Origin of the sequence: Oceanobacillus sp. HCA-5259, assembly GCF_037892815.1 — a bacterium.
Lineage (GTDB): Bacteria > Bacillota > Bacilli > Bacillales > Amphibacillaceae > Oceanobacillus > Oceanobacillus indicireducens.
In genome coordinates this window covers 109,601-136,173 of sequence record NZ_JBBKBV010000006.1, presented here as the reverse complement: position 1 = coordinate 136,173, position 26,573 = coordinate 109,601, and the positions used below count along the sequence as shown (strand labels likewise).

Annotated in this window: 29 protein-coding genes; all 29 read left to right on the top strand. The window is 40.2% G+C overall.

From position 1 onward, the window contains the following. The first annotated feature begins 98 nt into the window (after positions 1–98). The 29 genes from rpsP to WKU33_RS05780 all read left to right on the top strand — a co-directional run bounded on the left by rpsP (position 99) and on the right by WKU33_RS05780 (position 26,572). Positions 99–374 carry a 30S ribosomal protein S16 gene (rpsP, locus tag WKU33_RS05920; protein WP_156855479.1) on the top strand — a complete coding sequence of 92 codons (276 nt, stop codon included), beginning with the start codon at positions 99–101 and terminating at the stop codon, positions 372–374. Between the two features lie 9 nt (positions 375–383). Next, positions 384–611 carry a KH domain-containing protein gene (locus tag WKU33_RS05915; protein ID WP_156855478.1) on the top strand — a complete coding sequence of 76 codons (228 nt, stop codon included), beginning with the start codon at positions 384–386 and terminating at the stop codon, positions 609–611. 287 nt (positions 612–898) lie between these two features. Further along, a complete protein-coding gene (locus WKU33_RS05910; RefSeq protein ID WP_156855477.1) occupies positions 899–1,288 on the top strand; it encodes a YlqD family protein in 390 nt (129 codons plus the stop codon). 12 nt (positions 1,289–1,300) lie between these two features. Continuing rightward, positions 1,301–1,813 (top strand): ribosome maturation factor RimM, encoded by a 513-nt coding sequence (rimM, locus tag WKU33_RS05905; RefSeq protein WP_156855476.1) that lies wholly within the window; start codon positions 1,301–1,303, stop codon positions 1,811–1,813. After that, positions 1,813–2,556 (top strand): tRNA (guanosine(37)-N1)-methyltransferase TrmD, encoded by a 744-nt coding sequence (gene trmD / locus WKU33_RS05900; RefSeq protein ID WP_156855475.1) that lies wholly within the window; start codon positions 1,813–1,815, stop codon positions 2,554–2,556. Before rimM ends, trmD begins: the two co-directional genes overlap by 1 nt. Before the next feature lie 175 nt (positions 2,557–2,731). Continuing rightward, positions 2,732–3,076 (top strand): 50S ribosomal protein L19, encoded by a 345-nt coding sequence (rplS, locus tag WKU33_RS05895; protein ID WP_156855474.1) that lies wholly within the window; start codon positions 2,732–2,734, stop codon positions 3,074–3,076. 147 nt (positions 3,077–3,223) lie between these two features. Continuing rightward, on the top strand, positions 3,224–3,787 hold the full coding sequence (gene lepB / locus WKU33_RS05890; protein WP_156855473.1) for a signal peptidase I: 564 nt from the start codon (positions 3,224–3,226) through the stop codon (positions 3,785–3,787). A gap of 9 nt (positions 3,788–3,796) precedes the next feature. Further along, a complete protein-coding gene (gene ylqF / locus WKU33_RS05885; RefSeq protein WP_156855472.1) occupies positions 3,797–4,660 on the top strand; it encodes a ribosome biogenesis GTPase YlqF in 864 nt (287 codons plus the stop codon). Positions 4,661–4,685: 25 nt separating this feature from the next. Next, positions 4,686–5,459 (top strand): ribonuclease HII, encoded by a 774-nt coding sequence (locus WKU33_RS05880; protein ID WP_156855471.1) that lies wholly within the window; start codon positions 4,686–4,688, stop codon positions 5,457–5,459. Between the two features lie 212 nt (positions 5,460–5,671). Next, positions 5,672–7,459 (top strand): hypothetical protein, encoded by a 1,788-nt coding sequence (locus WKU33_RS05875; protein WP_156855470.1) that lies wholly within the window; start codon positions 5,672–5,674, stop codon positions 7,457–7,459. Next, positions 7,456–7,731, top strand: coding sequence for an EscU/YscU/HrcU family type III secretion system export apparatus switch protein (locus tag WKU33_RS05870; protein WP_156855469.1), 276 nt, complete (start codon positions 7,456–7,458; stop codon positions 7,729–7,731). The genes WKU33_RS05875 and WKU33_RS05870 overlap by 4 nt, the downstream gene beginning before the upstream one ends. A 252-nt stretch (positions 7,732–7,983) precedes the next feature. Then, positions 7,984–9,144, top strand: coding sequence for an ADP-forming succinate--CoA ligase subunit beta (gene sucC / locus WKU33_RS05865; RefSeq protein WP_156855468.1), 1,161 nt, complete (start codon positions 7,984–7,986; stop codon positions 9,142–9,144). 52 nt (positions 9,145–9,196) lie between these two features. Continuing rightward, positions 9,197–10,099, top strand: coding sequence for a succinate--CoA ligase subunit alpha (gene sucD / locus WKU33_RS05860; protein WP_156855467.1), 903 nt, complete (start codon positions 9,197–9,199; stop codon positions 10,097–10,099). 65 nt (positions 10,100–10,164) lie between these two features. After that, positions 10,165–11,070, top strand: coding sequence for a DNA-processing protein DprA (gene dprA, locus WKU33_RS05855; RefSeq protein WP_198042594.1), 906 nt, complete (start codon positions 10,165–10,167; stop codon positions 11,068–11,070). Positions 11,071–11,265: 195 nt separating this feature from the next. Next, a complete protein-coding gene (gene topA / locus WKU33_RS05850; RefSeq protein WP_156855466.1) occupies positions 11,266–13,344 on the top strand; it encodes a type I DNA topoisomerase in 2,079 nt (692 codons plus the stop codon). A gap of 422 nt (positions 13,345–13,766) precedes the next feature. After that, a complete protein-coding gene (gene xerC, locus WKU33_RS05845) occupies positions 13,767–14,678 on the top strand; it encodes a tyrosine recombinase XerC (protein ID WP_336251632.1) in 912 nt (303 codons plus the stop codon). Between the two features lie 25 nt (positions 14,679–14,703). Further along, complete coding sequence (hslV, locus tag WKU33_RS05840; protein WP_156855464.1) at positions 14,704–15,249, top strand: ATP-dependent protease subunit HslV; 546 nt, start codon at positions 14,704–14,706, stop codon at positions 15,247–15,249. 19 nt (positions 15,250–15,268) lie between these two features. Next, positions 15,269–16,663 (top strand): HslU--HslV peptidase ATPase subunit, encoded by a 1,395-nt coding sequence (gene hslU / locus WKU33_RS05835; protein WP_156855463.1) that lies wholly within the window; start codon positions 15,269–15,271, stop codon positions 16,661–16,663. Positions 16,664–16,689: 26 nt separating this feature from the next. Further along, complete coding sequence (gene codY / locus WKU33_RS05830; RefSeq protein WP_156855462.1) at positions 16,690–17,469, top strand: GTP-sensing pleiotropic transcriptional regulator CodY; 780 nt, start codon at positions 16,690–16,692, stop codon at positions 17,467–17,469. A 657-nt stretch (positions 17,470–18,126) separates the two neighbouring features. After that, a complete protein-coding gene (flgB, locus tag WKU33_RS05825; RefSeq protein ID WP_156855461.1) occupies positions 18,127–18,522 on the top strand; it encodes a flagellar basal body rod protein FlgB in 396 nt (131 codons plus the stop codon). Positions 18,523–18,524: 2 nt separating this feature from the next. Next, the gene (flgC, locus tag WKU33_RS05820; protein ID WP_156855460.1) at positions 18,525–18,977 is read left to right on the top strand and encodes a flagellar basal body rod protein FlgC; all 453 of its coding nucleotides are present in this window, start codon (positions 18,525–18,527) and stop codon (positions 18,975–18,977) included. 20 nt (positions 18,978–18,997) lie between these two features. Next, positions 18,998–19,297 carry a flagellar hook-basal body complex protein FliE gene (gene fliE, locus WKU33_RS05815; RefSeq protein WP_156855459.1) on the top strand — a complete coding sequence of 100 codons (300 nt, stop codon included), beginning with the start codon at positions 18,998–19,000 and terminating at the stop codon, positions 19,295–19,297. A gap of 73 nt (positions 19,298–19,370) precedes the next feature. Then, positions 19,371–20,978 carry a flagellar basal-body MS-ring/collar protein FliF gene (fliF, locus tag WKU33_RS05810; protein ID WP_156855458.1) on the top strand — a complete coding sequence of 536 codons (1,608 nt, stop codon included), beginning with the start codon at positions 19,371–19,373 and terminating at the stop codon, positions 20,976–20,978. Between the two features lie 13 nt (positions 20,979–20,991). Further along, positions 20,992–21,999 (top strand): flagellar motor switch protein FliG, encoded by a 1,008-nt coding sequence (fliG, locus tag WKU33_RS05805; RefSeq protein WP_156855457.1) that lies wholly within the window; start codon positions 20,992–20,994, stop codon positions 21,997–21,999. A gap of 4 nt (positions 22,000–22,003) precedes the next feature. Next, a complete protein-coding gene (fliH, locus tag WKU33_RS05800; RefSeq protein ID WP_198042593.1) occupies positions 22,004–22,741 on the top strand; it encodes a flagellar assembly protein FliH in 738 nt (245 codons plus the stop codon). Next, positions 22,741–24,060 carry a flagellar protein export ATPase FliI gene (gene fliI / locus WKU33_RS05795; protein ID WP_198042592.1) on the top strand — a complete coding sequence of 440 codons (1,320 nt, stop codon included), beginning with the start codon at positions 22,741–22,743 and terminating at the stop codon, positions 24,058–24,060. Before fliH ends, fliI begins: the two co-directional genes overlap by 1 nt. Further along, positions 24,060–24,503, top strand: coding sequence for a flagellar export protein FliJ (gene fliJ / locus WKU33_RS05790; protein ID WP_156855455.1), 444 nt, complete (start codon positions 24,060–24,062; stop codon positions 24,501–24,503). The genes fliI and fliJ overlap by 1 nt, the downstream gene beginning before the upstream one ends. 21 nt (positions 24,504–24,524) lie before the next feature. Then, positions 24,525–25,106: a magnesium transporter MgtE N-terminal domain-containing protein gene (locus tag WKU33_RS05785; RefSeq protein WP_198042591.1), complete on the top strand. Its 582-nt coding sequence runs from the start codon at positions 24,525–24,527 to the stop codon at positions 25,104–25,106. Beyond that, positions 25,106–26,572: a flagellar hook-length control protein FliK gene (locus tag WKU33_RS05780; RefSeq protein WP_156855453.1), complete on the top strand. Its 1,467-nt coding sequence runs from the start codon at positions 25,106–25,108 to the stop codon at positions 26,570–26,572. The genes WKU33_RS05785 and WKU33_RS05780 overlap by 1 nt, the downstream gene beginning before the upstream one ends. Position 26,573 lies beyond the last annotated feature (1 nt).

Here is a 26,573-nt window from a genome sequence, read left to right as displayed (position 1 = left end):
CGAAATTATTTTTGCATGTCATGTAAAAACCCTTTACAGACTATATATTTTCTGTTAGAATTTAAAATTGTGATTAACTATTATTGGAGGTGCAATCAATGGCTGTTAAAATTCGTTTAAAACGTATGGGTTCTAAAAGAAATCCATTTTACCGTATTGTTGTAGCAGATTCCCGCTCACCACGTGATGGACGTCAAATCGAACAAATCGGAACATATAACCCGGTAGTTAGCCCGGTTGAAGTTAAAATCGATGAAGAAAAAGCACTTAAATGGTTAGGTAATGGTGCTAAACCAAGTGATACAGTCCGCAATCTGTTTTCAACAGAAGGCATCATGCAAAAATTCCACGAGCAAAAAAATCAAGCAAAGTAGTGTGATACCATGAAAGCCCTAATCGAAACTATTGTCACTTCCCTCGTTGATTATCCAGAGGATATCAGCGTTACAGAAAGGGAAGAGGAAACGAAGATCGTTTATCATCTCAAAGTACATGAAGATGATGTTGGCAAAGTGATTGGCAAGAATGGACGTATTGCAAAAGCGATTCGAACCGTTGTTTATGCAGCAAAAACGGAAGAGAATAAGCGGATTTATTTGGATATCATGTAAAAAAGGGAAAGGGACCAGTGGTTCTTCTTTCCCTTTTGCACATTCTAACTGAATCATTTATCACGAATTAACAGTTTGTAATACCCCTATCTCTAAACAGGATTGAAGCCTAAGATGTGAAGGTGAGAGATATACAGTCCGTAAATCCCTGATTCTGTTCAACTAACATTCAGTGGGAGAGGTGAGGAAACCCCTACTGAATGAAGGTTCACTTTATCAGGATTAACCCTCTTTTTAAATAATATCCATAATTGATTTGGTAAAACGCCTGGAAGTGAGGGAAAACAGTGAAAATTATTAAAAGAGTTGAAGTGAGACAAATTATTACGGAAAAGAGCAAAGAGAAATTAAAGGCTCATTTATTTGATCAGAAAATGCGACTTGAACAAGAGTGTCAACAGTTACTTTTTGAGAAAAGAAAAATGCTTAATAAAAAAGGCGCTCATAAGCAAGAAGTTGAGCGGAAATTCCATCAAGAAGTTCAAAAACGGAAAGAGAAAATCGAACTAATTGAATTTAAGGAAGAGCAGCTCGAAGTCTTAGATTTAGGAAGTGAGATTGTCGAAGGGGAAGTTGAATCTCTTGTTGAAGTAGGTATTGGGACAAATTGGGAAGAGTTAATGAAGCAGCAGGCAATTGTTATAAAAGATAATATTGTTGTACGAATAGAAGAGTAGGTAGGTGCAGATATGGCTGACAAAATGTTTAATATTGGAAAAATCATCAACACACACGGTGTTCGAGGAGAAGTGAAAATAAAGCGGATTACTGATTTTGAAGAGCGGTTTAGAATTGGAGAAACCGTTTATATAAAGGACAAAGAAACGACGCTTCCACTCATTATTGCCAGTCATCGGATACATAAAGGATTCGATCTGATTACTTTCGAAGGTATGGATAACATCAATGATGTGGAAAAATATAAAGGACATTATTTACAGATCCATGAAGATCAGCAGACAGAGCTTGAGGAAAATGAATATTATTATCATGAAATTATCGGATGTACTGTATATACGACTGCTGACGAAAAGCTCGGTACAATTAAAGAAATACTTGCACCAGGCGCAAACGATGTCTGGGTTTTACAGCGCCCTGGTAAGAAAGATGCCTACATCCCTTATATTGAGTCTGTTGTGAAACGAATAGATGTTCAAGAAAAAAGCATTTTTATTGAACCGATGGAAGGACTGCTTGATTAATGCATATCGATATTTTGACATTATTCCCTGAAATGATGGAGGGGGTTTTCCAATCATCCATCTTGAAGAAAGCCCAGGAAAAAAATAAATTTTCGTATAATCTTGTTAACTTTCGAGATTACACGACGAATAAACATCGTAAAGTAGATGATTATCCTTATGGCGGAGGTGCTGGCATGGTACTTACGCCGCAGCCGGTATTTGATGCAGTAGATGCATGTCTGGAAGACAAAGCTACAAAGCCTCGAATTGTGCTCCTCTGTCCCCAAGGTGAACGTTATACGCAACAGAAAGCAGAAGAACTGGCGAAGGAAGAACATCTTATTTTTATTTGTGGACATTATGAAGGCTATGATGAAAGAATTCGTACAGGGCTTGCAACAGATGAAATTTCTATTGGAGATTATGTATTGACTGGTGGCGAGCTTGGGGCGATGGTTATTGTTGACAGTGTCGTTCGTCTTTTGCCTGATGTGCTTGGAAATGAAATCTCTGCAGTTGAAGATTCATTTTCAACAGGGTTATTAGAACATCCCCATTACACAAGACCTGCGACATTTCGCAACATGTCGGTTCCTGATGTTTTACTTTCTGGAGATCATGCGAAAATTGCAAGATGGCGAAAAACGGAGTCCCTAAACCGCACCCTTGAACGTCGCCCAGACCTCCTAGAAAACTATTTCTTTACAGAAGAAGAAAAGCAGATTCTAGACGAAATCAAACAAAATAAATCAATAGAATAACAAGACTGCGGACCTCCAGTATTACAATTTCACAGGGGAATCCAAATGTTTTTAGAAATGTGTTGAATACTATGCGGATTTATGCTATATTAGTTGTTGTGTTTATGCACGTATAAACGATGTTCCGCTGTTCCTTTAGAGAATGATGAACATTGGTTTGGAAGGAGTGAAGCAAATGCAAGAATTAATTGCAGAAATTACAAAAGATCAGCTTCGTACAGATCGTCCGGAATTCCGCCCGGGAGATACCGTGAAAGTTCACGTTAAAGTTGTTGAAGGTACACGTGAGCGTATCCAGATTTTCGAAGGCGTCGTTATCAAACGTCAAAACGGTGGTATCAGCGAAACATTCACAGTAAGAAAAATCTCTTACGGTGTAGGTGTTGAGCGTACTTTCCCAGTACATTCACCACGCGTTGACAAGATTGAAGTAACTCGTAAAGGTACTGTACGCCGTGCTAAGTTATACTACCTACGTAATCTACGTGGTAAAGCAGCGCGCATTAAAGAACGTCGCTAATTACAGAAATAATAAAAAGAAAGGAGCTTTGAGCACATGTTCAAGCTCCTTTTTTAATGCTCTAGTCGCTTATTCAATGTTATAATGAACATACTTATTGTTCAAACTTAATAAGGATAAGGAAATGTGAGTGTCGGAGGAGAACAGATGGCAAAGAAGAAGAAAAATGAATGGGTAGAATGGACGAAAGCATTATTGGTAGCACTTGGCCTCGCCTTTATTGTGCGGATGTTTTTATTCGCACCAATCATTGTAGATGGTCCATCGATGCTACCAACATTACATGACCGAGATCAGATGATCGTAAACAAATTTAGTTATTATTTTCATGATCCGGAACGATTTGATATCGTCGTATTTCACGCATCCTCACAAAAGGATTTCATTAAAAGAGTCATAGGACTTCCAGGCGAACATGTAGCAGTAATTGATGATGTACTGTATATTGATGGAGACCCTGTGGCGCAGGACTTTTTACGAGAAAACGACAGCGATGCAAACACCTTCGACTCTGTCCGTAATGATTTCTCTTTGGAGGAAATCCCGGGCAATTACGATGTTATACCGGAAGGGCATGTATTGGTGCTTGGAGATAATCGAGGAAATTCCACCGATAGTCGCATGATAGGACTAATTTCAATGGATCAAATTGTAGGAAAAACCAGTTTGATTTACTGGCCATTTGATCGAATTCAATTTGTAGGAGAGTAGGTGATCGCCATGCAAGTACAGTGGTTTCCAGGCCATATGGCAAAGGCAAGACGTGAAGTTGAAGGGAATTTAAGGCTTGTTGACTTCGTTATAGAGTTGCTCGATGCAAGGGCCCCCTTATCATCAGAAAATCCGATGTTGCACCAAATTGTGCAGAATAAGGATAAAATGGTTGTGCTTATGAAGCGAGACCTCGCAGATCCTAACGTTACTGCAGCATGGCTTACTTATTATAAAGAAAGAAACATTCCTGCTGTCGCTGTAGATGCTAGTAATAGAGATGATATGAAACAAGTCGTTCAGCTAGCGAAACAACTTGGAAAAAAGAAAATAGATCAGCTCGTGGCAAAGGGAATGAAAGCCCGACCGCACAGGGCTATGATATTGGGTATCCCAAATGTCGGCAAATCGACATTAATTAACCGCCTGGCGAACAGAAAAGCAGCTAAGACAGGGGACCGGCCCGGCATTACGAAACAACAGCTCTGGATAAAGATTAAGAAGGATTTTGAGTTACTTGATACACCCGGAATATTGTGGCCGAAATTTGAAGATCAAGTTGTCGGCTATCGGCTTGCCTCAATCGGCACAATAAAAGACCAAGTGATTTCCTTACAGGACATCGTCGTCTTTGTTATTAAATTTTTACAACGAAAATACCCTGATTTGTTACTAGAACGTTATGGCGTAGAAGCAGACCTTGATGACATGGTTGAAATATTTGAGCGTATCGGTAAAAAGCGCGGTGCATTGGAAAGCGGGGGCGAAGTTGATTTTGATAAAGTATCGGAATTAGTACTACGTGACCTGCGCAGTGGCAGAATAGGGAGGGTTTCATTGGAAGCACCGGATGACGTAAGTATGGAAGAATAATGATGGACAGAAATAAGGTGTATGTATGAGAGAGAAATCAATAGCTGTTATAAGACAGCTGTTTGAAAATGGGGAAATAACGGAGGAAATAGTCGAACAGTTAAAGCAGGATGATAGGAAAGGAGTCCAAGCACTCGTTCGAAAACATGCAAAATTACAGGAAAAGAAACAACAGCAAATCATTGCCTTCAGAGAAATGTGTTATTTTGAAAATGAGGCAAGAAATAGCGGCCGAAAGCTTGTCGCGGGAGTCGATGAAGCCGGCCGAGGGCCACTTGCTGGTCCAGTCGTTGCGGCATCCGTCATCTTACCACAAGATTTTAAGCTCCTCGGTTTAAATGATTCCAAACAACTGTCGGAAAAAGATCGTGATTACTTTTATGCAATTATTAAAGAACAGGCGATCAGCTATCATATTGCAGTTATCTCCAACGAAACAATCGATCAAATGAACATTTTAGAGGCGACTAAGCTCGCCATGTACGAAGCGGTTCGAGGTTTGGAGAAGCAGCCTAATCATGTATTAATCGATGCTGTCCAATTACCCGAACTCAAGATGTCGAGTGAAGCCATTATCAAAGGGGATGCGAGAAGCGTTTCAATCGCGGCTGCAAGTGTTCTTGCTAAAGTGACACGTGATCGTCTGATGAAAGAAATACATAATGAGTTTCCAATGTATGACTTTAATTCTAATATGGGTTATGGAACGAAAAAACATCTGGAAGGATTACAATCATACGGCATATCTCCCTATCACCGGAAATCCTTTGCCCCAATTCGTGAATTTATCACGTATTAACGGTCTGTAATACCCCCTAATCTAAACATAAGGGAAGCTCAAAATGTCAAGGCGGGGATATACAGTCCGTAAATACCTGATTCTGTTCAACTAACATTCAGTGGGGGAAAGATCCCCCACTGAATGAAGGTTCACTTTATCACGTATTAACGGTCTGTAATACACCCACTGAATGAAGTTTCACTTTATCGGTTAAAAAGGAGGTTTCTCCATTGCAATTGTCGCAAATACTAAATTCAAATACATTAGAGCTTAACCGCACCGAGCGACAATCCCTTCGTCCTGGGCAAATCATCCAAGGTGAAGTATTGAAACTTTATCCTGAAAATAAAGCGGAAATTAGACTTGGTGGAAATCGTTTGATTGCAAGTTTACAAGTTGGTTTAGTGCTTGGTGGAAGCTATCATTTTCAGGTGGCTTCCACCGCTGGCTCGCTCCAGCTGCGTGTACTCGGTGAACAGTTGAAAAGGGATGATAAAGTTGATTTGTCCAAGCTTTTAAGGCAATTGGGAATAAAAACGACTAAGCACAATCTGCAATTATTGCAACTACTTATGCGCTATTCGGTTCCTTTCGATAAAAATGAACTTCAACAAGCAATAGAACTCTTAAAGGGTGAAAAAAATAAAACCCATGCAACAGCTGCATTAGTGGAAATGCTCGCAAATAAATTGCCAATGACTGAAACAATTCTCCAGTCGCTCGTTACAAGTAAAACTGTGACAGTCTCAGAGCAACTGAATGTTGTATTACAACAGGCTAACAATTTGTCATCCACCTTAAGAACTGATATCGCGCGACGTATAGAGGAAAACATTACAAGATTAAATGAGGCTCCACTTCCCTTTAATGAAGCATTAATGAAGGAAATAAACGTTCAGAATTCTGCGGATAACCAAACGTTATTCCGCGCTTTACAAGGGTTAGGCGTAATTTCAGCAAAAGTCGATTTTCCCGGCTGGGTTAAGGAGTGGAATAACTTTTTAGACATGCGGGCTAGTTCGCTAGAAAAAGGGCAAACGAGTCCAAGCCTTCCGTTCCGATTGAGTGAAGAAGAAGTCTTTCAGTTGTTTAACCGTTTGGATAGTGAAAGAAGCCGATTCCATGGTGCAGTACAACAGTTTTTAAATCGCTGGGAACCGCAATTAAAATTATTGCAAGTATCCGGGAATATGATACCGAAAGAATTAATTTTTGAAGTTCAACAAGACATAAATGAGACGTTTTTCCCTTTATTAGACCGGCAACTGGCGGGAGGGACGGAACAGGATGTTCTAGCAGTATTTCGGGGAATTCAGTCGCTCGGAAGCAAAGAAAATTTATCTTTATTAACTTCGCTCAGTAAACAAGCTAAAGATTCTGTGGAATTTCTTAACCTCGCTCCTAAGGAAAGATTTCTTGAACAAGTCCGCCAGTCTATTACCATGCTCGGGTTAAACTATGAGAATCGATTAGTAACGGAAAGAGACCCAGGAAATCTAAACGATACATTAAAAGGGCTGCTTCTCCAGCTTGCGTCAGGTGAAGACAATTCGGGAGCACAGCATCAGACTAAATTACTGCACTTGATTCAAGGCTTGCAATTGCAGAGTGTGAATGAGACACCTACGAATATCCAGGCTATGTTACAAGTACCGGCTGAACGTCTCGGACTTGTTAAAGATTTGATGATTGAACTGGAAGGAAAGAAAAATGATGAAGACAAAATCGATCCTGATTATTGTCGTATCCTCTTTTACTTGGAACTCGGGAATCTTAAAGAAACGGTTATTGATGTAAATATTCAGCAACGGTCGGTTTCATTGACGGTTTTTAATAATACACGAGGCATCCCGGGGGTTGCCAACTTATTTAAAGATATGCTTGGTGAAAATCTAGCAAACTTAAATTACCGTTTGACTTCCATTACTTTTAAAAAGCTGGAAGAAAAAGAGAACCTACCAGCTATTATGGATGAAAAATTGTCAGATAGCAGACAGGGAGTTGATTTTCGCATATGACTGAAAAGCGAAGAAGAGCGGTTTCATTGAGTTATAAACAGGATAAGCATAACGCTCCTATTGTCAGTGCTGCAGGGAAAGGTTATGTAGCCGAAGAAATTATAAAACTTGCAGAAGAGCATAATGTACCGATTGTCGAGGATGAGAGTCTTGTAGAGTTATTAGCTGAATTAAATGTAAATGAAGTGATACCTGAAGAACTTTATCAAGTTGTCGCGGAAGTATTTGCATTTATTTATCAAGCAGATCGCGAATATGCTGATAAATCATAAAGTGAACCTTCATTCAGTGGGGGATCTTACCCTCCCCACTGAATGTTAGTTGAACAGAATCAGGTATTTACGGACTGTATATCCCCGCCTTGACATTTTGAGCTTCCCTTATGTTTAGATGAGGGGATATTACAGACCGTTAATACGTGATAAAAATATGCAAGATTATTAACCGACTATCGCATATTTCTTGTGAAAACGGTTTTAATTTTATACAATGGAATTGCATTTATTATGTTGGGAGGATGAAAGATGAACATTCATGAGTATCAAGCCAAAGAACTACTACGTGAATTTGGCGTGAAGGTTCCTAGAGGATATGTTGCGTATACTGTTGATGAAGCAGTGGAAGCAGCTGAAAAGCTAGGAACGGACGTTAACGTAGTAAAGGCACAAATCCACGCGGGTGGACGAGGCAAAGCCGGAGGGGTAAAAGTAGCTAAAAATATGGAAGAGGTTCGTACATATGCAGAGGAAATCCTAGGCAAAGTTTTAGTTACACAACAAACTGGACCAGAAGGCAAGGAAGTGAAACGGCTTTTAATTGAAGAAGGTTGCGATATCCAAAAAGAATACTATATTGGTGTCGTCTTAGACCGAGCAACTTCACGTGTTGTCATGATGGGCTCTGAAGAAGGCGGTACGGAAATTGAGGAAGTCGCAGAAGCAACACCGGAAAAAATCTTCTATGAGGTTGTTGATCCGGTAGTAGGACTCATGCCTTATCAAGCCCGCCGTATGGCATTTAATATGAATATTCCTCATGATTTAATAAACAAAGCGGTCGGTTTCATGACTGCATTATATGAAGCTTTTGTAGCAAAAGACTGCTCGATTGCAGAGATTAATCCACTTGTTACAACTGGTGACGGGAATGTTCTTGCACTCGATGCTAAGCTGAATTTTGATGAAAACGCACTTTATCGCCAGCCGGAAGTGCAAGAACTTCGCGACTTGGATGAAGAAGATGAAAAGGAAATCGAAGCAAGCAAACATGACTTGAGCTATGTTTCCCTTGATGGGAATATCGGCTGTATGGTAAATGGTGCAGGGCTTGCGATGTCTACCATGGACATTATCAAATATTATGGCGGCGAACCGGCTAACTTCCTCGATGTTGGTGGTGGTGCAACAGCTGAAAAAGTTACCGAAGCATTTAAAATCATACTTTCTGACGAGAATGTGAAAGGTATTTTTGTCAATATCTTTGGTGGCATTATGAAGTGTGATGTTATCGCTGAAGGGGTTGTGGCTGCTACAAAGGAAGTTGGCTTGCAAATTCCTTTAGTAGTCCGTTTAGAAGGAACAAACGTAGATTTAGGTAAGAAAATTCTAAATGAATCTGGCTTAAATATCACTTCTGCAAGCTCTATGGCGGATGGAGCACAGAAGATTGTTTCTCTAGTAAAATAATTCGAAATCAATCTATGAAAATTGGAAAATAGAGAAAGGGCGGACAAACTAAATGGGTGTATTTGTTAATAAAGATACAAAAGTAATTGTCCAAGGCATTACCGGTGGAACTGCTAGATTCCACACGAAACAAATGCTTGAATACGGGACAAAAATCGTAGGAGGAACTTCACCGAAAAAAGGTGGTTCAGAAGTGGAAGGTGTGCCTGTTTTTAACACCGTTCAGGAAGCGGTTGATGCGACAGGTGCGAATGCGTCTGTAATCTATGTACCAGCACCGTTTGCGGCTGACGCAATCATTGAGGCAACGGATGCTGAACTTGATTTAGTCATCTGTATTACAGAGCATATTCCAGTACTTGATATGGTAAAAGTGAAGCGCTATATGGAAGGGAAGAAAACTCGTTTAATCGGCCCGAACTGTCCGGGTGTTATTACAGCTGACGAGACAAAGATTGGAATTATGCCTGGATATATCCATAAAAAAGGCCATATCGGAGTCGTTTCTCGTTCGGGAACACTTACTTACGAAGCAGTACATCAGCTGACACAGGCTGGTTATGGCCAAACTTCCGCTGTTGGTATTGGCGGGGACCCAGTTAATGGTACTGACTTTATTGATGTCCTTGATGCCTTTAATAAGGATCCGGAAACGGAAGCAGTGATTATGATCGGGGAAATCGGCGGAACTGCTGAAGAAGAAGCGGCAGAATGGATAAAAGATAATATGACGAAACCAGTAGTAGGCTTTATTGGTGGAGCAACTGCACCCCCAGGAAAACGGATGGGACATGCTGGTGCTATCATCTCCGGCGGAAAAGGTACAGCCGAAGAGAAGACCCGCGTCATGAAAGATTGTGGCATTACTGTTGCTGACACACCTGCTGTTATGGGTGAAACGATGATTAAAGTATTGGAAGAAAAGGGCTTAGCTGAAAAGTGTAAAACCCTTTAATAAAATGAAAGAGGGCTGAAAGTACGCTTTTAGCCCTCTTTACTAATAAAAAGGATGTGAGGACAGTGAAGAATATTCGTTATCGATTGATTCATGTCCATCTGACGAATATAGCAAGCAGGAAAATGATTTATCGTTTTATGCTGAAAGATCCAACTCTAGCCTCGCTTTATGAAATGACCCCAACAGAATTAAACCAGCATTTTTCCCTTCGTATCGACACAGCAAATAAGCTCCATGCTCGCCTAAAAGATCCCGAATTAAAAAAACGCTTTATTGATGTGATAAAGCAATATAAGATCATTACAATAGTTGACGAGGCCTATCCATCCATGTTAAGAAAAATAAAAGATGCTCCGCTTGTACTCTATGCTTGTGGGGATATATCTTTATTAAAGCAAAGTAAAATATTAAGTGTCATCGGTTCCCGCAAACCATCTGGTGAGGCAATCCCGAAAATGGAGCATATCCTTCGTCCGTTGGTGCGGGATGAATGGGTAATCGCAAGTGGTATGGCAAAGGGAATAGATGGCTATGCTCATCAACTTACACTCGACCATCACCATAAAACAATTGCTGTTTTGGGTGGTGGCTTTGAATATATTTACCCGAAGGAACATATTACATTATTTAATGAGATAAGGAGAAGCGGCCTTGTTATTAGTGAATATCCTCCTTTTGTGCGACCGGCGAAACATCATTTTCCAGAGAGGAACCGGATTATAAGTGGGATATCCTTTGGCATACTGGTGATTGAAGCGATGGAAAGAAGCGGGACGATGATAACGGTTGAACAGGCGCTTGATCAAGGAAGAGAAGTCTTCGCCGTTCCAGGATCACCCCTCATTCCTCAAACTAAAGGCTGTCACCTCCTTATCCAAGAAGGAGCCAAACTAACGCAACATGCCAGTGACATTCAAGAAGAATGGCTATCACAACAACAATTAGACAACTACAAAGTTGTGCGTTAACTCACAGGAATTCTACTGGGGCCCTCGAAAAGCGAATGTAGTTCCTTCTATTATAATGTCACTTTTTTACCATTAAAACGCTGATTTTTTAAAAGTGTAAATAGTACTTTTAGATAATAAGTTTGACAAAAGCTCTGTAAGTCATTAGTATAAGTGAAGATTTCATTTTTAAACCTCATCTTAGGAGGAAATGTTATGTCAGATTACTTAGTGATTGTTGAGTCGCCAGCAAAGGCGAAGACAATCGAACGATATTTAGGAAAAAAATATACTGTAAAAGCTTCAATGGGACATGTCCGTGATTTGCCAAAAAGCCAAACGGGTGTAGACGTGGAAAATGACTATGCCCCCAAATATATAACAATCCGTGGTAAAGGCGAAGTGTTAAAAGAACTGCGCAAAGCCGCGAAAAAAGCAAAGAAAATATACCTGGCAGCTGACCCGGACAGAGAAGGGGAAGCTATCGCATGGCACCTAGCCCATGCCTTAAAAGTTGATGAAGACTCCGATTGCCGTGTTGTGTTCAATGAAATTACAAAAGACGCAATTAAAGAGTCATTTAAACACCCACGATCAATTGATCATGATTTGGTTGACGCACAACAAGCAAGACGAATACTCGACCGGCTCGTCGGTTACAATATCAGTCCTTTACTTTGGAAGAAAGTGAAAAAAGGATTAAGTGCAGGAAGAGTTCAATCTGTCGCATTGAAAATGATCATTGACCGAGAAAAGGAAATCGTTAACTTTAAACCAGAGGAATATTGGACGATTGAAGCTTTATTTCAAAAAGAAAAAGAAACATTTGAAGGTAATTTCTATGGCGTGGACGGAAAAAAGCAGGAATTAAAGTCTGAAGAAGATGTGCAAAACATCCGGAAAAAACTTACCGAAGATTATTTCCGTGTAGAAAAAGTAAATAAACGGGAACGAAAAAGGAATCCTGCTAAACCGTTTATTACATCATCCCTGCAACAAGAAGCTGCAAGAAAGCTGAACTTTAGAGCAAGAAAGACGATGATGGTTGCCCAGCAGCTTTATGAAGGGATCGATTTAGGAAGGAAGTCTGGCGGGATTACAGGACTCATCACTTATATGCGTACAGATTCCACCAGAATTTCTGAGACAGCGAAAGAAGAAGCGAAAGGCTATATTGAAGAGAAGTATGGAAAAAAATTTATAGGTTCACAAAAGGGTTCAGCAAATAAACCGGGAGCACAAGATGCCCACGAAGCAATTCGCCCGACGTCCGTAATGCGTGATCCCCGCTCATTAAAAGAGGTACTCTCTAATGATCAGTACCGGCTTTACAAACTAATTTGGGAAAGATTTATTGCAAGTCTTATGTCACCTGCCGTAATGGATACTGTGACTGCTCATTTACTAAATAATGACGTTGAATTTAGAGCAACTGGTTCCCAAATAAAGTTCGAGGGCTTTATGAAAGTTTATATCGAAGGTACCGACGATAATAAAAAGGTGGAAAATAAATTACTTCCAGATCTTGAAGAAGGAATGAAGATTGAAGCAAAAGAAATTGATCCGAAGCAACACTTCACACAACCACCGCCGCGATACACAGAGGCACGCCTCGTCCGTGCAATGGAAGAATTAGGGATTGGTAGACCGTCTACCTATGCACCTACCCTTGATACGATTCAGCGAAGAGGCTATGTGTCTATTGATAATAAAAGATTCATTCCAACAGAACTTGGAACAATTGTAAGTGACGCTGTAGAGGAGTATTTCCCAGAAATAATCGATGTAGATTTTACAGCTGATATGGAAAAAGATTTGGATGCAATTGAAGAAGGTAAAACAGGCTGGGTGGAAGTAATTGATAACTTCTACAAAGACTTTGAGAAGCGTCTAGATTTCGCTGAGAAAGAAATGGAAAAAATCGAGATTAAAGACGAACCCGCTGGTATTGAATGTGAGAAATGTGGCCATGAAATGGTCTATAAAATGGGAAGATACGGTACGTTCATCGCGTGTTCGAATTTCCCGGATTGCCGTAATACGAAGCCGATCTTAAAAGAAATCGGTATAGACTGTCCGAAATGTAAAGAAGGAAATATTGTTGAGCGTAAATCGAAAAAACGCCGAGTATTCTATGGCTGTGATCGATTCCCAGAATGTGATTTCGTATCTTGGGACAAACCAATCGCACGTCCTTGTCCGAAGTGTGAATCTTTACTGGTTGAAAAGAAAGTGAAAAAAGCAACTCAAGTACAATGTACAAACTGTGACTATAAAGAAGTCGAACAAAGCTAGCTGTTCATTCCGATGAGCAGCTTTATTTTTTTGCTAAAATTATGAATACATAAGGAATAGAATGGTAATAGTGATAATAACAAAAGAATCTTTATTATTTCATTAGATTAATTTTGTAAAATGTGAGATACTATACAATGGTAAAAATTTAGACTCTTATCTAATCAATCATTCACAAAATGTTCACCAAATTGTATTTTTCAAAATAAATTAAAATACTCTTGATTGACTATATATTATCCTAAGCATATAATTGTTTAGTGGCGGGCATGATTCGGGCTTAGAAGTGCAAAGATAAGTCGAATTATTTTGATATACAGTAATATAGACCGATTCTGAATTTTGTTTTTATTTTGGTAAATTAATTGATTTCAAACATAGGCTATGTTATTATTTATTCAGGAAAATGATGGGGTGAAGAATTGGAGGATTTTGTACAAAAAAGTCAAGGATTTGTAGCATATCTTCAAATAGAAAAAAATGCTTCCCCTTATACAATTGAATATTATCAAGATGATCTGCAATCCTTCTTTCATTTTTTAAAGGGAGAAGGGATAACGAGCCTTAAGGACGTTGATCCACAAGTTGTTCGTGTTTATTTAACCCAATTGTTTAACCAGGCGTTGTCGAGAAAATCCGTATCACGAAAAATATCATCCCTGAGAAGCTTCTATAAATATTTGGAAAGGGAAGATGATACGTATACGAATCCTTTCGTTCATATTCATTTGCCAAAACAAGAACGCGCTGTTCCCGGATTTTTATATATGGAGGAACTGGAGAAACTGTTTGAAGTAAATGATATGGCTGACCCATTAGGTCAACGTGATCAGGCATTACTGGAAATTTTATACGGAACTGGGATACGGGTTAGTGAATGCCAAGGCTTACTGCTTGAGGATATCGATTTTTCTGTAGGGACGATATTAGTAAGAGGTAAGGGGAGAAAGGAAAGGTATGTACCCTTTGGCCGATTTGCAGAGATTGCTCTCGAAACATATTTGACAGAGGGCCGGGTATTATTGTTGGAGAAGGCGAAAAGTAATACGGATGCCGTTTTTTTAAATGCCAGGGGCGCGCCCCTTACAACAAGAGGGATTCGTCTCATCTTAGATAAAATGGTGGATAAAGCGGCATTAACAATTAATCTCCATCCACATAAATTACGTCATACATTTGCGACTCATCTATTGAATGAAGGGGCAGATTTGCGTACTGTGCAGGAATTATTAGGTCATGAAAATTTGTCTTCCACCCAAATCTATACGCATGTTACAAAAAGTCATTTGCGCGATATTTACATGAAGACACATCCGCGGGCAAATGATAAATAGTTAATCGGGACGCGAGGTGAAGAAGATGTCAAATGAGATGCATGCTACAACCATTTTTGCCATTCAACATAATGGAAGTTGTGCGATATGTGGAGACGGTCAGGTTACACTAGGAAATGCAGTAATTATGAAACACCGGGCGAAAAAGATCCGTAAATTATATAATGAGCAAGTATTGGCTGGATTTGCAGGTTCAGTAGCGGATGCTTTCACCCTTTTTGAAAAATTCGAGAGCTATTTGAATGCATATAACGGTAATTTAACCCGAGCAGCTGTCGAACTTGCTAAAGAGTGGCGCAGTGACCGGGTCCTCCGGAAGTTAGAAGCCATGCTGATTGTTATGAATAAAGAAAGTATGTACCTTGTATCAGGAACAGGAGAAGTAATTGAGCCCGACGATGGGATTCTTGCAATCGGTTCAGGAGGAAACTATGCATTAAGTGCTGGTAGAGCTCTTGTGAGACACTCGAATAGTTTGTCTGCTGAACAAATAGCGAGAACTGCTCTTGAGGTGGCTGGAGAAATTGATGTATATACGAATGACCAACTCACCTTAGAGGTACTCAATTAATAGGAGGTATTTCCAAAGTATGGGAATGGAGCTTACTCCAAGACAAATTGTTGAACAATTGGATAAATACGTTATCGGGCAAAAGAGTGCAAAACGATCTGTTGCCGTTGCCCTCCGGAATCGTTATCGACGCATGCAACTGGACGATACGATTAAAGAAGAAATTGTGCCGAAGAATATTTTAATGATCGGCCCTACTGGTGTAGGTAAAACCGAAATTGCCCGCAGGCTTGCGAAAATGGTAAAAGCGCCTTTCATTAAAGTTGAAGCAACGAAATTCACAGAAGTCGGTTACGTCGGTAGAGATGTGGAATCGATGGTTCGGGATCTCGTTGAAATGTCCGTCCGCATGGTGAAAGAAGAAAAGCTTGTGAATGTGCAAGAAGCGGCCGAGAAGGAAGCGAATAAACGATTGGTTAATTTGCTCGTTCCGCAAACTGAGAAACAGACACAGATGAAGAATCCTTTTGAAATGCTTTTCACAAACCAATCAGCAAGCGATGATGTGGGTACAGATGATCCTAAAGACGCAGAAATCAGGAATAAGCGTGAGCAAGTTGAACGAATGCTTGCCCTTGGAGAAATGGAAGACAAAATCGTTACGGTAGAAATTGTTGAGACACCACCTTCCATGTTTGATATGCTGCAAGGTTCGGGCATGGAGCAAATGGGGATGAATATGCAAGATGCCCTCGGACAATTTATGCCAACGAAAAAGAAGAAGCGTAAACTGCCGGTCCGTGAAGCAAGGGAAGTGCTAACGCAACAAGAAGCACAGAAACTTGTCGATATGGAAGAGGTTGCTCAGGAAGCAACAAAGCGTGCAGAACAGACTGGAATTATCTTTATCGATGAAATCGATAAAGTAGCTGGTGGCGGGAGTGAGCAAGCAAACGTCTCCCGAGAAGGTGTCCAGCGGGATATCTTACCGATAGTTGAAGGATCCACAGTCGTTACAAAACATGGCCCAGTTAAAACAGACCATATTTTATTCATTGCTGCAGGTGCCTTCCATATGTCGAAACCATCTGATTTAATTCCCGAACTTCAGGGGAGATTCCCGATTCGGGTGGAATTGGAGAAGCTATCAGTAGAAGATTTCAAGCAGATACTGACAGACCCTTCAAATGCGCTGACAAAGCAGTATGAAGCATTATTACAAACGGAAGAAATCACGATAGTATTTAAAGAGGATGCCATTGAGCGTCTCGCGGAGGTTGCTTATCAAGTCAACCAAGATACTGATAATATCGGGGCACGGAGACTTCATACTATTCTTGAGAAGTTATTAGAAGATTTATTGTTTGAAGCTCCAGATATTACAATGGAAACAATTGAAATAACTTCGGCGTATGTCGATCAAAAATTAGGCAATATTGTAAAGAACAAAGACTTAAGTCAATTCATCTTATAAAATAAAACACAAATGGAGGATTTCTAATGAAACTATTAGACAGAGCAAGAAAAATTAATGCAATGTTACAAAAAACAGCAGGTAAATCAGTGAACTTCAATGAGATGTCCGCTACATTACGTGACGTAATTGGTGGCAACATCTATATCGTAAGCAGAAGAGGGAAACTTCTTGGGGTTGCGGTAAGTCAAGAGATTGAAAATGAACGTATGAAGCAAATGCTAGAGGAAAGACGTTTTCCTGAAGATTATACACAAGGTTTATATAATGTTTATGAAACAACAGCAAACCTTGACATTAACAGTCCGCAAACCGTGTTCCCTGAAGAGAACAAAGAGCTCTTTAAAGATGGGCTGACAACAATTGTCCCAATTCTTGGTGGGGGAGAGCGCCTTGGAACATTGATTCTCGGACGTGTAGAAAATGCTTTCAATGATGACGATTTACTTTTGGCTGAATATGGTGCAACAGTTGTCGGAATGGAAATTCTCCAGGAGAAATCCGAAGAAATTGAAATGGAAGCAAGAAGTAAAGCTGTTGTTCAAATGGCTATCAGCTCCCTTTCTTATAGTGAGCTAGAAGCGATCGACCATATCTTTGAAGAATTGAACGGTAATGAAGGTCTACTCGTTGCAAGTAAAATTGCCGACCGTGTAGGTATTACTCGTTCAGTGATTGTGAACGCACTCCGTAAGTTGGAAAGTGCTGGAGTAATCGAGTCTCGTTCATTAGGTATGAAAGGAACATATATTAAAGTTTTAAATGATAAATTCTTAGTCGAACTTGAGAAATTACGCTCCAGATAAGTTGATGTTAAAATCAATGCTCAAAGGCGCAAGCGCCCGTTCAGCAACGTACAAACTGGAGCACTCCGGAATGAGATGAAGGAAACATGCCCCTTTAGGGGTATGTCGCTGTTGGGCTTTAGCCCGTATTTAAGCGGCCCTCCTTTAGTTCTGAGTTGATGTTGACTTATCGATTGAAGGAGTGTGAAGTTTGATAGTTGCTGGGCGCTGGAGCCGGACGTGGCTAGCCCTGGATACCTAAGTATCACAGCATTTTGATTTTATGGTTTCTTATACATAAACAAATGGAAAACATGAAGGAATTGTTTTCCATTTGTTTATTTTTTGTCAAATTTACTTATAGGTACATAAAGGTTTTAATTCGTTTCAACTAAATCTTTTGACACATGTATAAAGAACTGTGTTATAATAAGTTGTCGAACTTTGATTGGATTTCTATGCAAAAAAACGAATTTATTTATCTGATTTCTGTCGAATGTCGGTATAAATCAAGTAAAAAAATACTTTAGTTCTAGTTCTTTATAACTATTTTGTCGAATTGTGTTAGAAAAACATGAAAAAGATAGACATTCTATAGGAATTAAATTACAATATGCGTAGTAGTAATTTATTAGTTGACCGAACCAATAGCAAATTGGACATAGGAGGAAAAATCGTATGGATTTATTTGGCGGAACCATTTCGAATTTGGAAAGTTCGCTAGATTATGCTTCAGCTAGAAACCGGACGATTTCCAACAACATCGCAAATGCGGACACCCCTGGTTATAAGTCGCAGGACGTTGTTTTTAAACATGTGCTTCGTGATGAAATGAACAGCCAAATTCAAGCGAAACGAACACACCCACGGCATATTCCGTTTTCTAGTTCAAAAGGACCGAATCACCAAATGGTTACCAATAAAAACACAATGTATCAGCATAACGGGAACAATGTGGATATTGACAAAGAAATGACGGAACTTGCAAAAAACCAAATCTATTATAATGGTTTGATCGATCGGATCAACGGAAAGTTTGGCAGCTTGCAAACAGTTATAAGAGGAGGTAATTAAAGTTGTCGATCTTCCATAGCATTAATACGAGCGGCAGTGCATTAACTGCTCAGCGTCTTAGAATGGATGTTGTTTCATCAAATATCGCAAACAGCGAATCGACCAGATCCAGAGTGGATGAAAATGGTGAGTGGGAACCGTATCGCAGGAAGATGGTTTCCTTTCAAAATGAAGGAGCAAGCTTCCGTTCCCATCTACAGGCTGCAAATAATAAAGCGAATGGTACAGAAGGAGTGCGAGCTTCCGTAATTACAGAAGACGAAACACCTTTTAAGATGGTTTTTAATCCAAATCACCCAGATGCTGATGAAGCAGGCTACGTAGCAATGCCAAATGTAGATCCATTGCAAGAAATGGTTGATCTTATGAGTGCCACTAGGTCTTACGAAGCGAACATAACCGCTTTGAATGCAAGTAAAGGACTACTAATGAAAGCACTCGAAATTGGAAAATAGAAGTGTAAGGAGCAGGTAATATGAATATTCAGCTCAATCCCCATATGAAAGTACAACCGGACATGGCAGTGAATAATCGGGCCACTCCGGCGGAAGCCCAAGCAAATTTTGCAAACACGTTAAAAGGTGCTATCGAGAATTTGAATGAATTGCAAGTTGAATCCGATAGAATGACAGATAAACTCGCTTCAGGAGAAGTACAAGATTTGCATCAAGTCATGATAACCGCCCAAAAAGCGAGCATCACACTTGAGACGACGGTAAAATTACAGCAAAAAGCAATTGATGCCTATAACGAAATAATGCGGATGCAAATATAATGTAAAACGACTATCGAAGAATATACATAGTATGTAACTATTTGATAAGCAGTGTATAGTGGTGGAGGATTTTATGAAGGAAAAGTTATTGAAATGGAAAGAGTCATTTACAGCGTTTTGGAGAAATCGTTCAAAACAGCAAATGATATACATTGGATCGGCCGCAGGCATCCTTATCGTTATTATCGGCATCTCTTTTTACATGTTTAGCTCGAATGAAAGATTTGTGCCATTATATTCTAATTTATCCATTCAGGAAACGAGTCAAATAAAAGCTGAACTTGATACAAGAAGTGTGCCTTATGAGTTAAAGGATAGCGGTACGACCATAACCGTGCCTGAAGACCGAGTAGATACATTACTTGTTGAACTTGCCGGACAAGGGCTACCGAGTAGTGGGAATATTGATTATTCTTTCTTCAGTGAGAACTCATCTTTCGGGACTACAGATAATGAGTTTAATATGATGAAACTAGATGCGATGCAAACGGAATTAGCGAATTTAATTACAAGTATAGATGGCATCCAAAGTGCAGAAGTAATGATTAATCTGCCGGAACAGACTGTATTTGTTGGCGAGGATACAGGGGAAACAACTGCAGCGATTGTGCTCGAAACGCAACCAGGCTATCAGTTTGAAGAACATCAGATTCGTGCCCTTTATCATTTAGTATCAAATGCAGTTCCGAATTTATCAAAAGAAAATATTGGGATCATGAATCAGTATTTTGAGTACTATGACCTTGAAAACAATTCCCAATATGCAGTTCAAAATGCCCACGATTATCAACAAACCGTAAAAAAAGAAGTGGAGCGTGATGTCCAGCGTAGGCTGCAGCAGATGTTAGGGGCAATGGTTGGGCTTAATAACGTGATTGTGTCGGTTACCGCAGATATCGACTTCACACAGGAAAACCGGGTAGAAGAATTAGTTGAACCGGTTGATATTGAAAACATGGAAGGTCTTCCGGTGAGTTTAGAAACTATTCAGGAATCCTATACGGGAGACGCGGGTGAAGGTGGTGTCCCTGGAAGTGGCGAGAATGATGTGACAAACTACCCAGGTGCAGTAGCTGGAGAAGGTGGAGATTATGAGTTTGATAAGGAAGCAATCAATTATGAGTTTAATCGAATTCGTAAAGAAATTGTGGAAAGTCCCTATAAAATTCGTGACCTCGGTATTCAAGTTGCAGTCGACCGCGTGAAAGAAGGAGATGAAGAGAATCCGCAATTTCTGACGCAACAGGAGCAAAATGCGGTAGAAGAAGGAATATCATCGATTCTTGCCTCCATTCTCAACACGTCAATCGACACAGAAGACGGCGAGGTAGACCCAGAGGATAAATTCTCCATTGTCTTTCAGGAATTCTCGGGTAATCCCATTATAGAAGAAGCGGAAAGTGCCGCTATTCCTACTTGGGTTTATATTGTTGCGGGAATTTTATTCTTACTCATTCTGGTGTTAGTCGGATTGCTAATACGGAATAGACGAGCATCTGAGCCAGAATCAGTAGAAGTAGAAGAAGAAGCTCCGCGTAGAGAAGTTACGCAAAAGGTTCCTGATTTACCCGAACAAGATGAATCAGAATCAGTTGTTCGCAGGAAGCAATTAGAGAAGATAGCCGAGGAAAAACCGGAAGACTTTGCTAAATTATTAAGAAGCTGGATTGGCGAGGATTAGGAGGAAAGTGTTCATGGCAAGACAGAAACTTACCGGGAAACAAAAAGCGGCGATTCTATTAATCTCGTTAGGTCCCGATGTTTCCGCTCAAGTTTATAAACATTTAACGGAAGAAGAAATCGAGAAGCTAAGCTTAGAGATTTCTTCCGTTAAACGGGTGGATTCGGAAATGAAAGAAGAAGTTATTGAACAATTTCATCAAATAGTAATCGCTCAGGATTATATTACGCAGGGTGGTATCGGTTATGCGAAAACGGTTCTTGAAAAAGCTTTTGGTAAGCAGGAGGCTACTTCTATTATCAATCGCCTTACCTCATCCTTACAGGTAAGGCCTTTTGATTTTGCTAGAAAGGCGGATCCCCAGCAAGTGCTTAACTTTATTCAAAATGAACACCCTCAGACAATTGCATTAGTGCTGTCTTACCTAGAACCGGAACAATCGGGGCAAATTCTTTCCGAACTGCCACAAGACGTACAGGCAGATGTCGCAAGAAGAATCGCAACGATGGATTCCACTTCGCCTGAGATCATTGCTCAAGTAGAGCGTGTGCTAGAGAATAATCTATCGGCATCATTAACAGAGGATTATACACAAACGGGTGGCATCCAAGCAGTAGTAGAAGTGCTGAATGGGGTTGATCGTAGTACAGAACGAACTATTCTCGACACTCTAGAAGCACAAGATCCAGAGCTTGCTGACGAGATTAAAAAACGTATGTTTGTCTTTGAAGATATCGTTATTCTGGATAACCGGGCAATTCAGCGTGTTATCCGAGAAGTCGAAAATGATGACCTCCGTCTTGCACTGAAGGTTGCAAGTGAGGAAGTGAAAGGTGTTATTTTCACTAACATGTCTGAACGGATGGCGGAGACCTTTAAAGAGGAAATGGAATATATGGGACCAGTTCGTTTACGTGATGTGGAAGAAGCCCAAATGCGAATCGTTGCAACAATCCGCAGACTAGAAGATATTGGTGAAATTGTTATCGCGAGAGGTGGGGGTGACGACATCATTGTCTAGAGCGATGGAATCAAATGAACTTCCAAAACGAGAAATTAAAGTTAAGCCGATTGAATATATGAGAAAACAGTCGTCAGAAAAAGAATCAGAAGAAGCAGCCGAAAACGTGTTAGCGTATCTTCAACAAGCAGAAGAAGAGCTAGAACAAATAGAGCAACGGAAGGCAACGATGCTTGCCGAAGTACAGACGGAAATCAGCAAAGCGCGGGAAAACTGGGAAGAAGAAAAAGCTGTACTCATGGAAACTGCCGAGAAGGCTGGGTACGAAGCTGGTTTCCAAGCGGGAAAGAAAGCAAGCATAGAACAGTACGAATCTCTACTAGCTAAGGCCAACAGCATTGTCGACCTTGTTAAAGTTGACTATCAAAAGACTTTAGAGCAGACAGAATATGTCATTACCGACATTGCTATTCATACAGCAGAAAAAATTCTTGGTGAAAAACTGAACGAATCACCTGAAAAGTTCTTAGAAATTGTCAGACTGGCATTAAAGGAAATCAACGATCAATCCGTTGTATCCATCTATCTTCATCCTAATAATTATGAAACTGTGTTGGCGCAAAAGACTGAACTGAAGCGGATGCTAGAGAAAGATACGAAACTATCTCTATACATAGATGAAGAGTTACCGGAAAATAGTTGCATCATCGAACATCCTTTTGGGCAAATCGATGCATCCATCGACACCCAGCTCGAAGCAATCCGCAACGTTTTAAAAGAATTAGTAATGGAGCATGAATAATGATAGTAGAAGACTATATTCAAGCGATTGAAAATGCTGATCCTTATAAACGCTATGGTAAAGTTTCGCGTGTTGTTGGAATAATGATTGAATCACTCGGACCTGAAGCAAACATAGGAGAGGTCTGCTATATTCATTCTGCGACAAAGAAACGGAACCCGATACTAGCGGAGGTAGTAGGATTTAATAACGAGAATATTATCCTCATGCCATACAGTGAAGTGACGGAGATTGGTCCGGGATGTTTAGTCGAATCGACCGGAAAACCTTTAACGATTAAAGTGGGTAGAGGGTTGATAGGTACGGTGGTAGATTCGCTCGGTAACCCGCTTGATGGCTCTCCGTTACCTAAGGGATTGTCCAGTTATTTGACGGAACAAGCGCCACCAAACCCACTAGAAAGACCGCCGATTCATGAGGCGAATCAAGTCGGTGTTAAAGTTATTGATGCCCTGCTTACTATGGGGAAAGGTCAACGTGTCGGTTTATTCGCAGGAAGTGGTGTGGGAAAAAGTACTTTACTAGGCATGATTGCTAGAAACAGTAATGCAGATATTAATGTCATTGCATTAATCGGAGAGCGGGGCAGAGAAGTGCGAGAATTTATCGAAAAAGATTTAGGCCCAGAAGGTTTGGCAAAATCTATCGTAGTTGTCGCCACATCTGACCAGCCTGCACTTATGCGAATTAAGGGTGCTTATACCGCTACCGCTATTAGTGAATATTTTCGGGAACTTGGTTTTCAAGTTAATTTACTAATGGATTCTGTTACCCGTGTTGCCATGGCGCAACGGGAAATTGGTCTTGCCGTCGGTGAACCGCCGACTACGAAAGGATATACCCCGTCTGTGTTTTCCATCTTGCCCAAATTACTGGAACGAACAGGTACGAATGCATTAGGTGCAATTACCGCATTTTACACCGTTCTTGTCGACGGAGACGATATGAATGAACCGATCGCGGATGCTGTTCGAGGGATATTAGACGGACACTTTGTAATGGACCGGAAATTAGCGGAGCGCGGCCAATATCCCGCAATTAATGTATTGAAATCAATCAGCCGTGTCATGAACCAAATAGCAAGTCCAGAGCACAAGCAAGTGGCCAGTGAGATACGTTCTTTGATGGCGACATATGAAGAAAATAGTGAATTAATCCATATCGGAGCGTATAAGAAAGGCTCCAACCAAGAGATTGATCGTGCTATTACGTATTATCCGAAAATCCAGCATTTTTTAAAGCAAGATGTTCAGGAAGATAATACTATAGAAGAAGCGATTGATATGATGAGCCAGAGCATTAATGGAGGAATGTCCTGATGTCACAAACCGTCTCATTAACGAAATTATTGAATGTTCGAGAAAATGAGAAAAAAGTTGCACAGAAAGCATTTTTAAATTCACAGGAAGCTTTTGAAAAAGTAGCTACAAAGCTATACGAGCTTCTCAAGAAAAAGGAAATGGCAGAAGAATCCTATGATGAATTTATTCAAGATCAGACACCACTTGAACGTATTAAAGAACAGATTACGTATATTGAGAATCTGAATGATGCAATCATCCATTTGCAAAGAGAAGTACAATTTGCAAGAACTCAAATGGAACAGAAACAACAGCATTTAACAGATGCGCATATTGAAGTGAAGAAGTTCGAAAGCATTATCGAAAAACGAAAACAACAGGAAACAGACAGAAGAGCAAAGCTGGAAAAAGCGTTTATGGATGAAATTTCAATCAACCAATACTTAAGTAATCAAAAATAGGTGAATTAAATGGCCAGTAACATGAACAATGAAAGAAAGAAAATTAATCCTGTCCTATGGCTGTTATTTGCGGTCATTATTCCTCTTCTCATCATTATTGTGATTATCGTTGTCATCTTAAACTTTGCCGGATTCAGTGTTGTGGATTGGACAAAGGAGAAGGGAAGCGAGCTTCCTGTTATATCAAACTTTATAACAAGTCCAGATGAGGATGCTCTGGAAAAGGAGGCTTCCCGTTTAACGGAGGAACTGGAAACAAAGTCAGACGAACTGGAGCAGATGGAGAGTTATATAGCTGACCTTGAAGCAACGCTTGATCAAATGGAACAAGAAGCATCCCGAGAGGAAGCGATCAGTTCATCAGATGGACTTGATGAACAAGATGACGAAGACACAACAGAGGAAATAGATAAATCCTTAAGAGATATGGCAAAAACATTTGAAGAAATGAAAGCTTCAGGTGCTGCAGCCATTCTGGCTAATATGGATGAGGACCGGATTGTGCTTATACTAAGCGAGCTTCCGAACGACGCGCGAGGCGATATTTTACAAGCGATGGAAGCAGAACTTGCTGCTAAATTGGCTGCAAAAATGCTGAATTAATGAATGAACACCTCATGAAAGGGGGTGAGAAACTGGAAGCGAATATGACGTTATGGCAATGGGTCGCTTTTATGGATTATCCAACTAAAGTAGGATCATCACCTGCCGAGTCGGATGAATTACAAAATGGCTCTGATTTTACGTACATGCTTGACGAGAAACTGACAGATTTGACAAAGACGAAGCAGGAGAATCGGACTGATGAGACGTCTGTGGAACAAGATGATTTACTTGAAATGCTGCGTTCCTTTTTCACGAAGCTAGATAAAGAAGACTTATTATCTATACTTGATGAGCTGGAAGAAACCGATGGTGTCTCTTGGGATGGAATGTTAACTGTTGAGGAAAAAGCTGTTACGGAGCCTTCCACTAAGAAAACGGAAGATGACCCGCAAATAGTCAAGGAGACTGATGAAAAGGCAGATCTTGTTGAAACAATTCTAACCTTGATTCATGCATTGCCTACAGAAAAAAGGGAAGAGTTTATCGGTAAATTCACTGGGCAAATGGAGCAGGTATCTGAAACGGATTTTGCACGAATATCAGGAGATTTACCATCAAACTTAACAAACAACATATCAGTAAATCCTCCTGTTGACATGGCGGAACTAGAGAAGGAAGTCAATGAATTGTTCGTGGAAATTGAACAAAAACTCTCGCTGATTGAGACACAAGAAGATGTAGCAAAAGTCGCTCCGAAAATTCTTGAGTATTTAATGGCTTGGCAACAACTGAGTGAAAAAGCAGGTAACCAAACTGAATTATTGCCGTTTGTAAAAAGAGAAACTAATAACCAAACACCGGCAATTTGGCAGGATCTTGTAAAGCTTTATCAACAGAAGATGAATTTTCATACAAAAAGTGTATATGCACTCGAATCAAAAGTGACGAACACAGATATCATCCGGTGGATCGGTAATGCTTTCGAAATGACAGTCCACAAAGAACAGCCAGTTACAACTGCTCAGGCACAGCCTGTGCAAATGCCAATTTCACAAGTGGAGCAAATGGTTATCCATCTGCCGTCAAACTCGGATAACAATCAAGTAGGAAAAGCGTTGATAGAACAGTTCAACCGATTGATTGATTCGAAGAGCATAGTCTTCCAGCAACCAAAAGGACAGCTTGCGATCACATTAAAACCGGCTAACCTTGGAGAAATGCTCGTACGCTTTACCCAGGTTGATGGGGAAATGATTGTAAAAATCATGGTTACAACGAATGCTGCAAAGAAAATGCTTGAAGCAAACGGACAACAATTAAGGCATATGTTCGCACCGCATCAAGTTGTGATTGAAAGAAATGAGACACTCGTACAACAATCACAAGCAACTTATAAAGAAGAAGGACAAGCGGAGGGACATGAGCAAGATGATCAATCAACTTCTGATCATAAGGAAGAAAAGGATGAAAATGAAACATTTGCAAGTCTTTTTGATGAATTGATTTTAAATGAGAAAGTGTAGG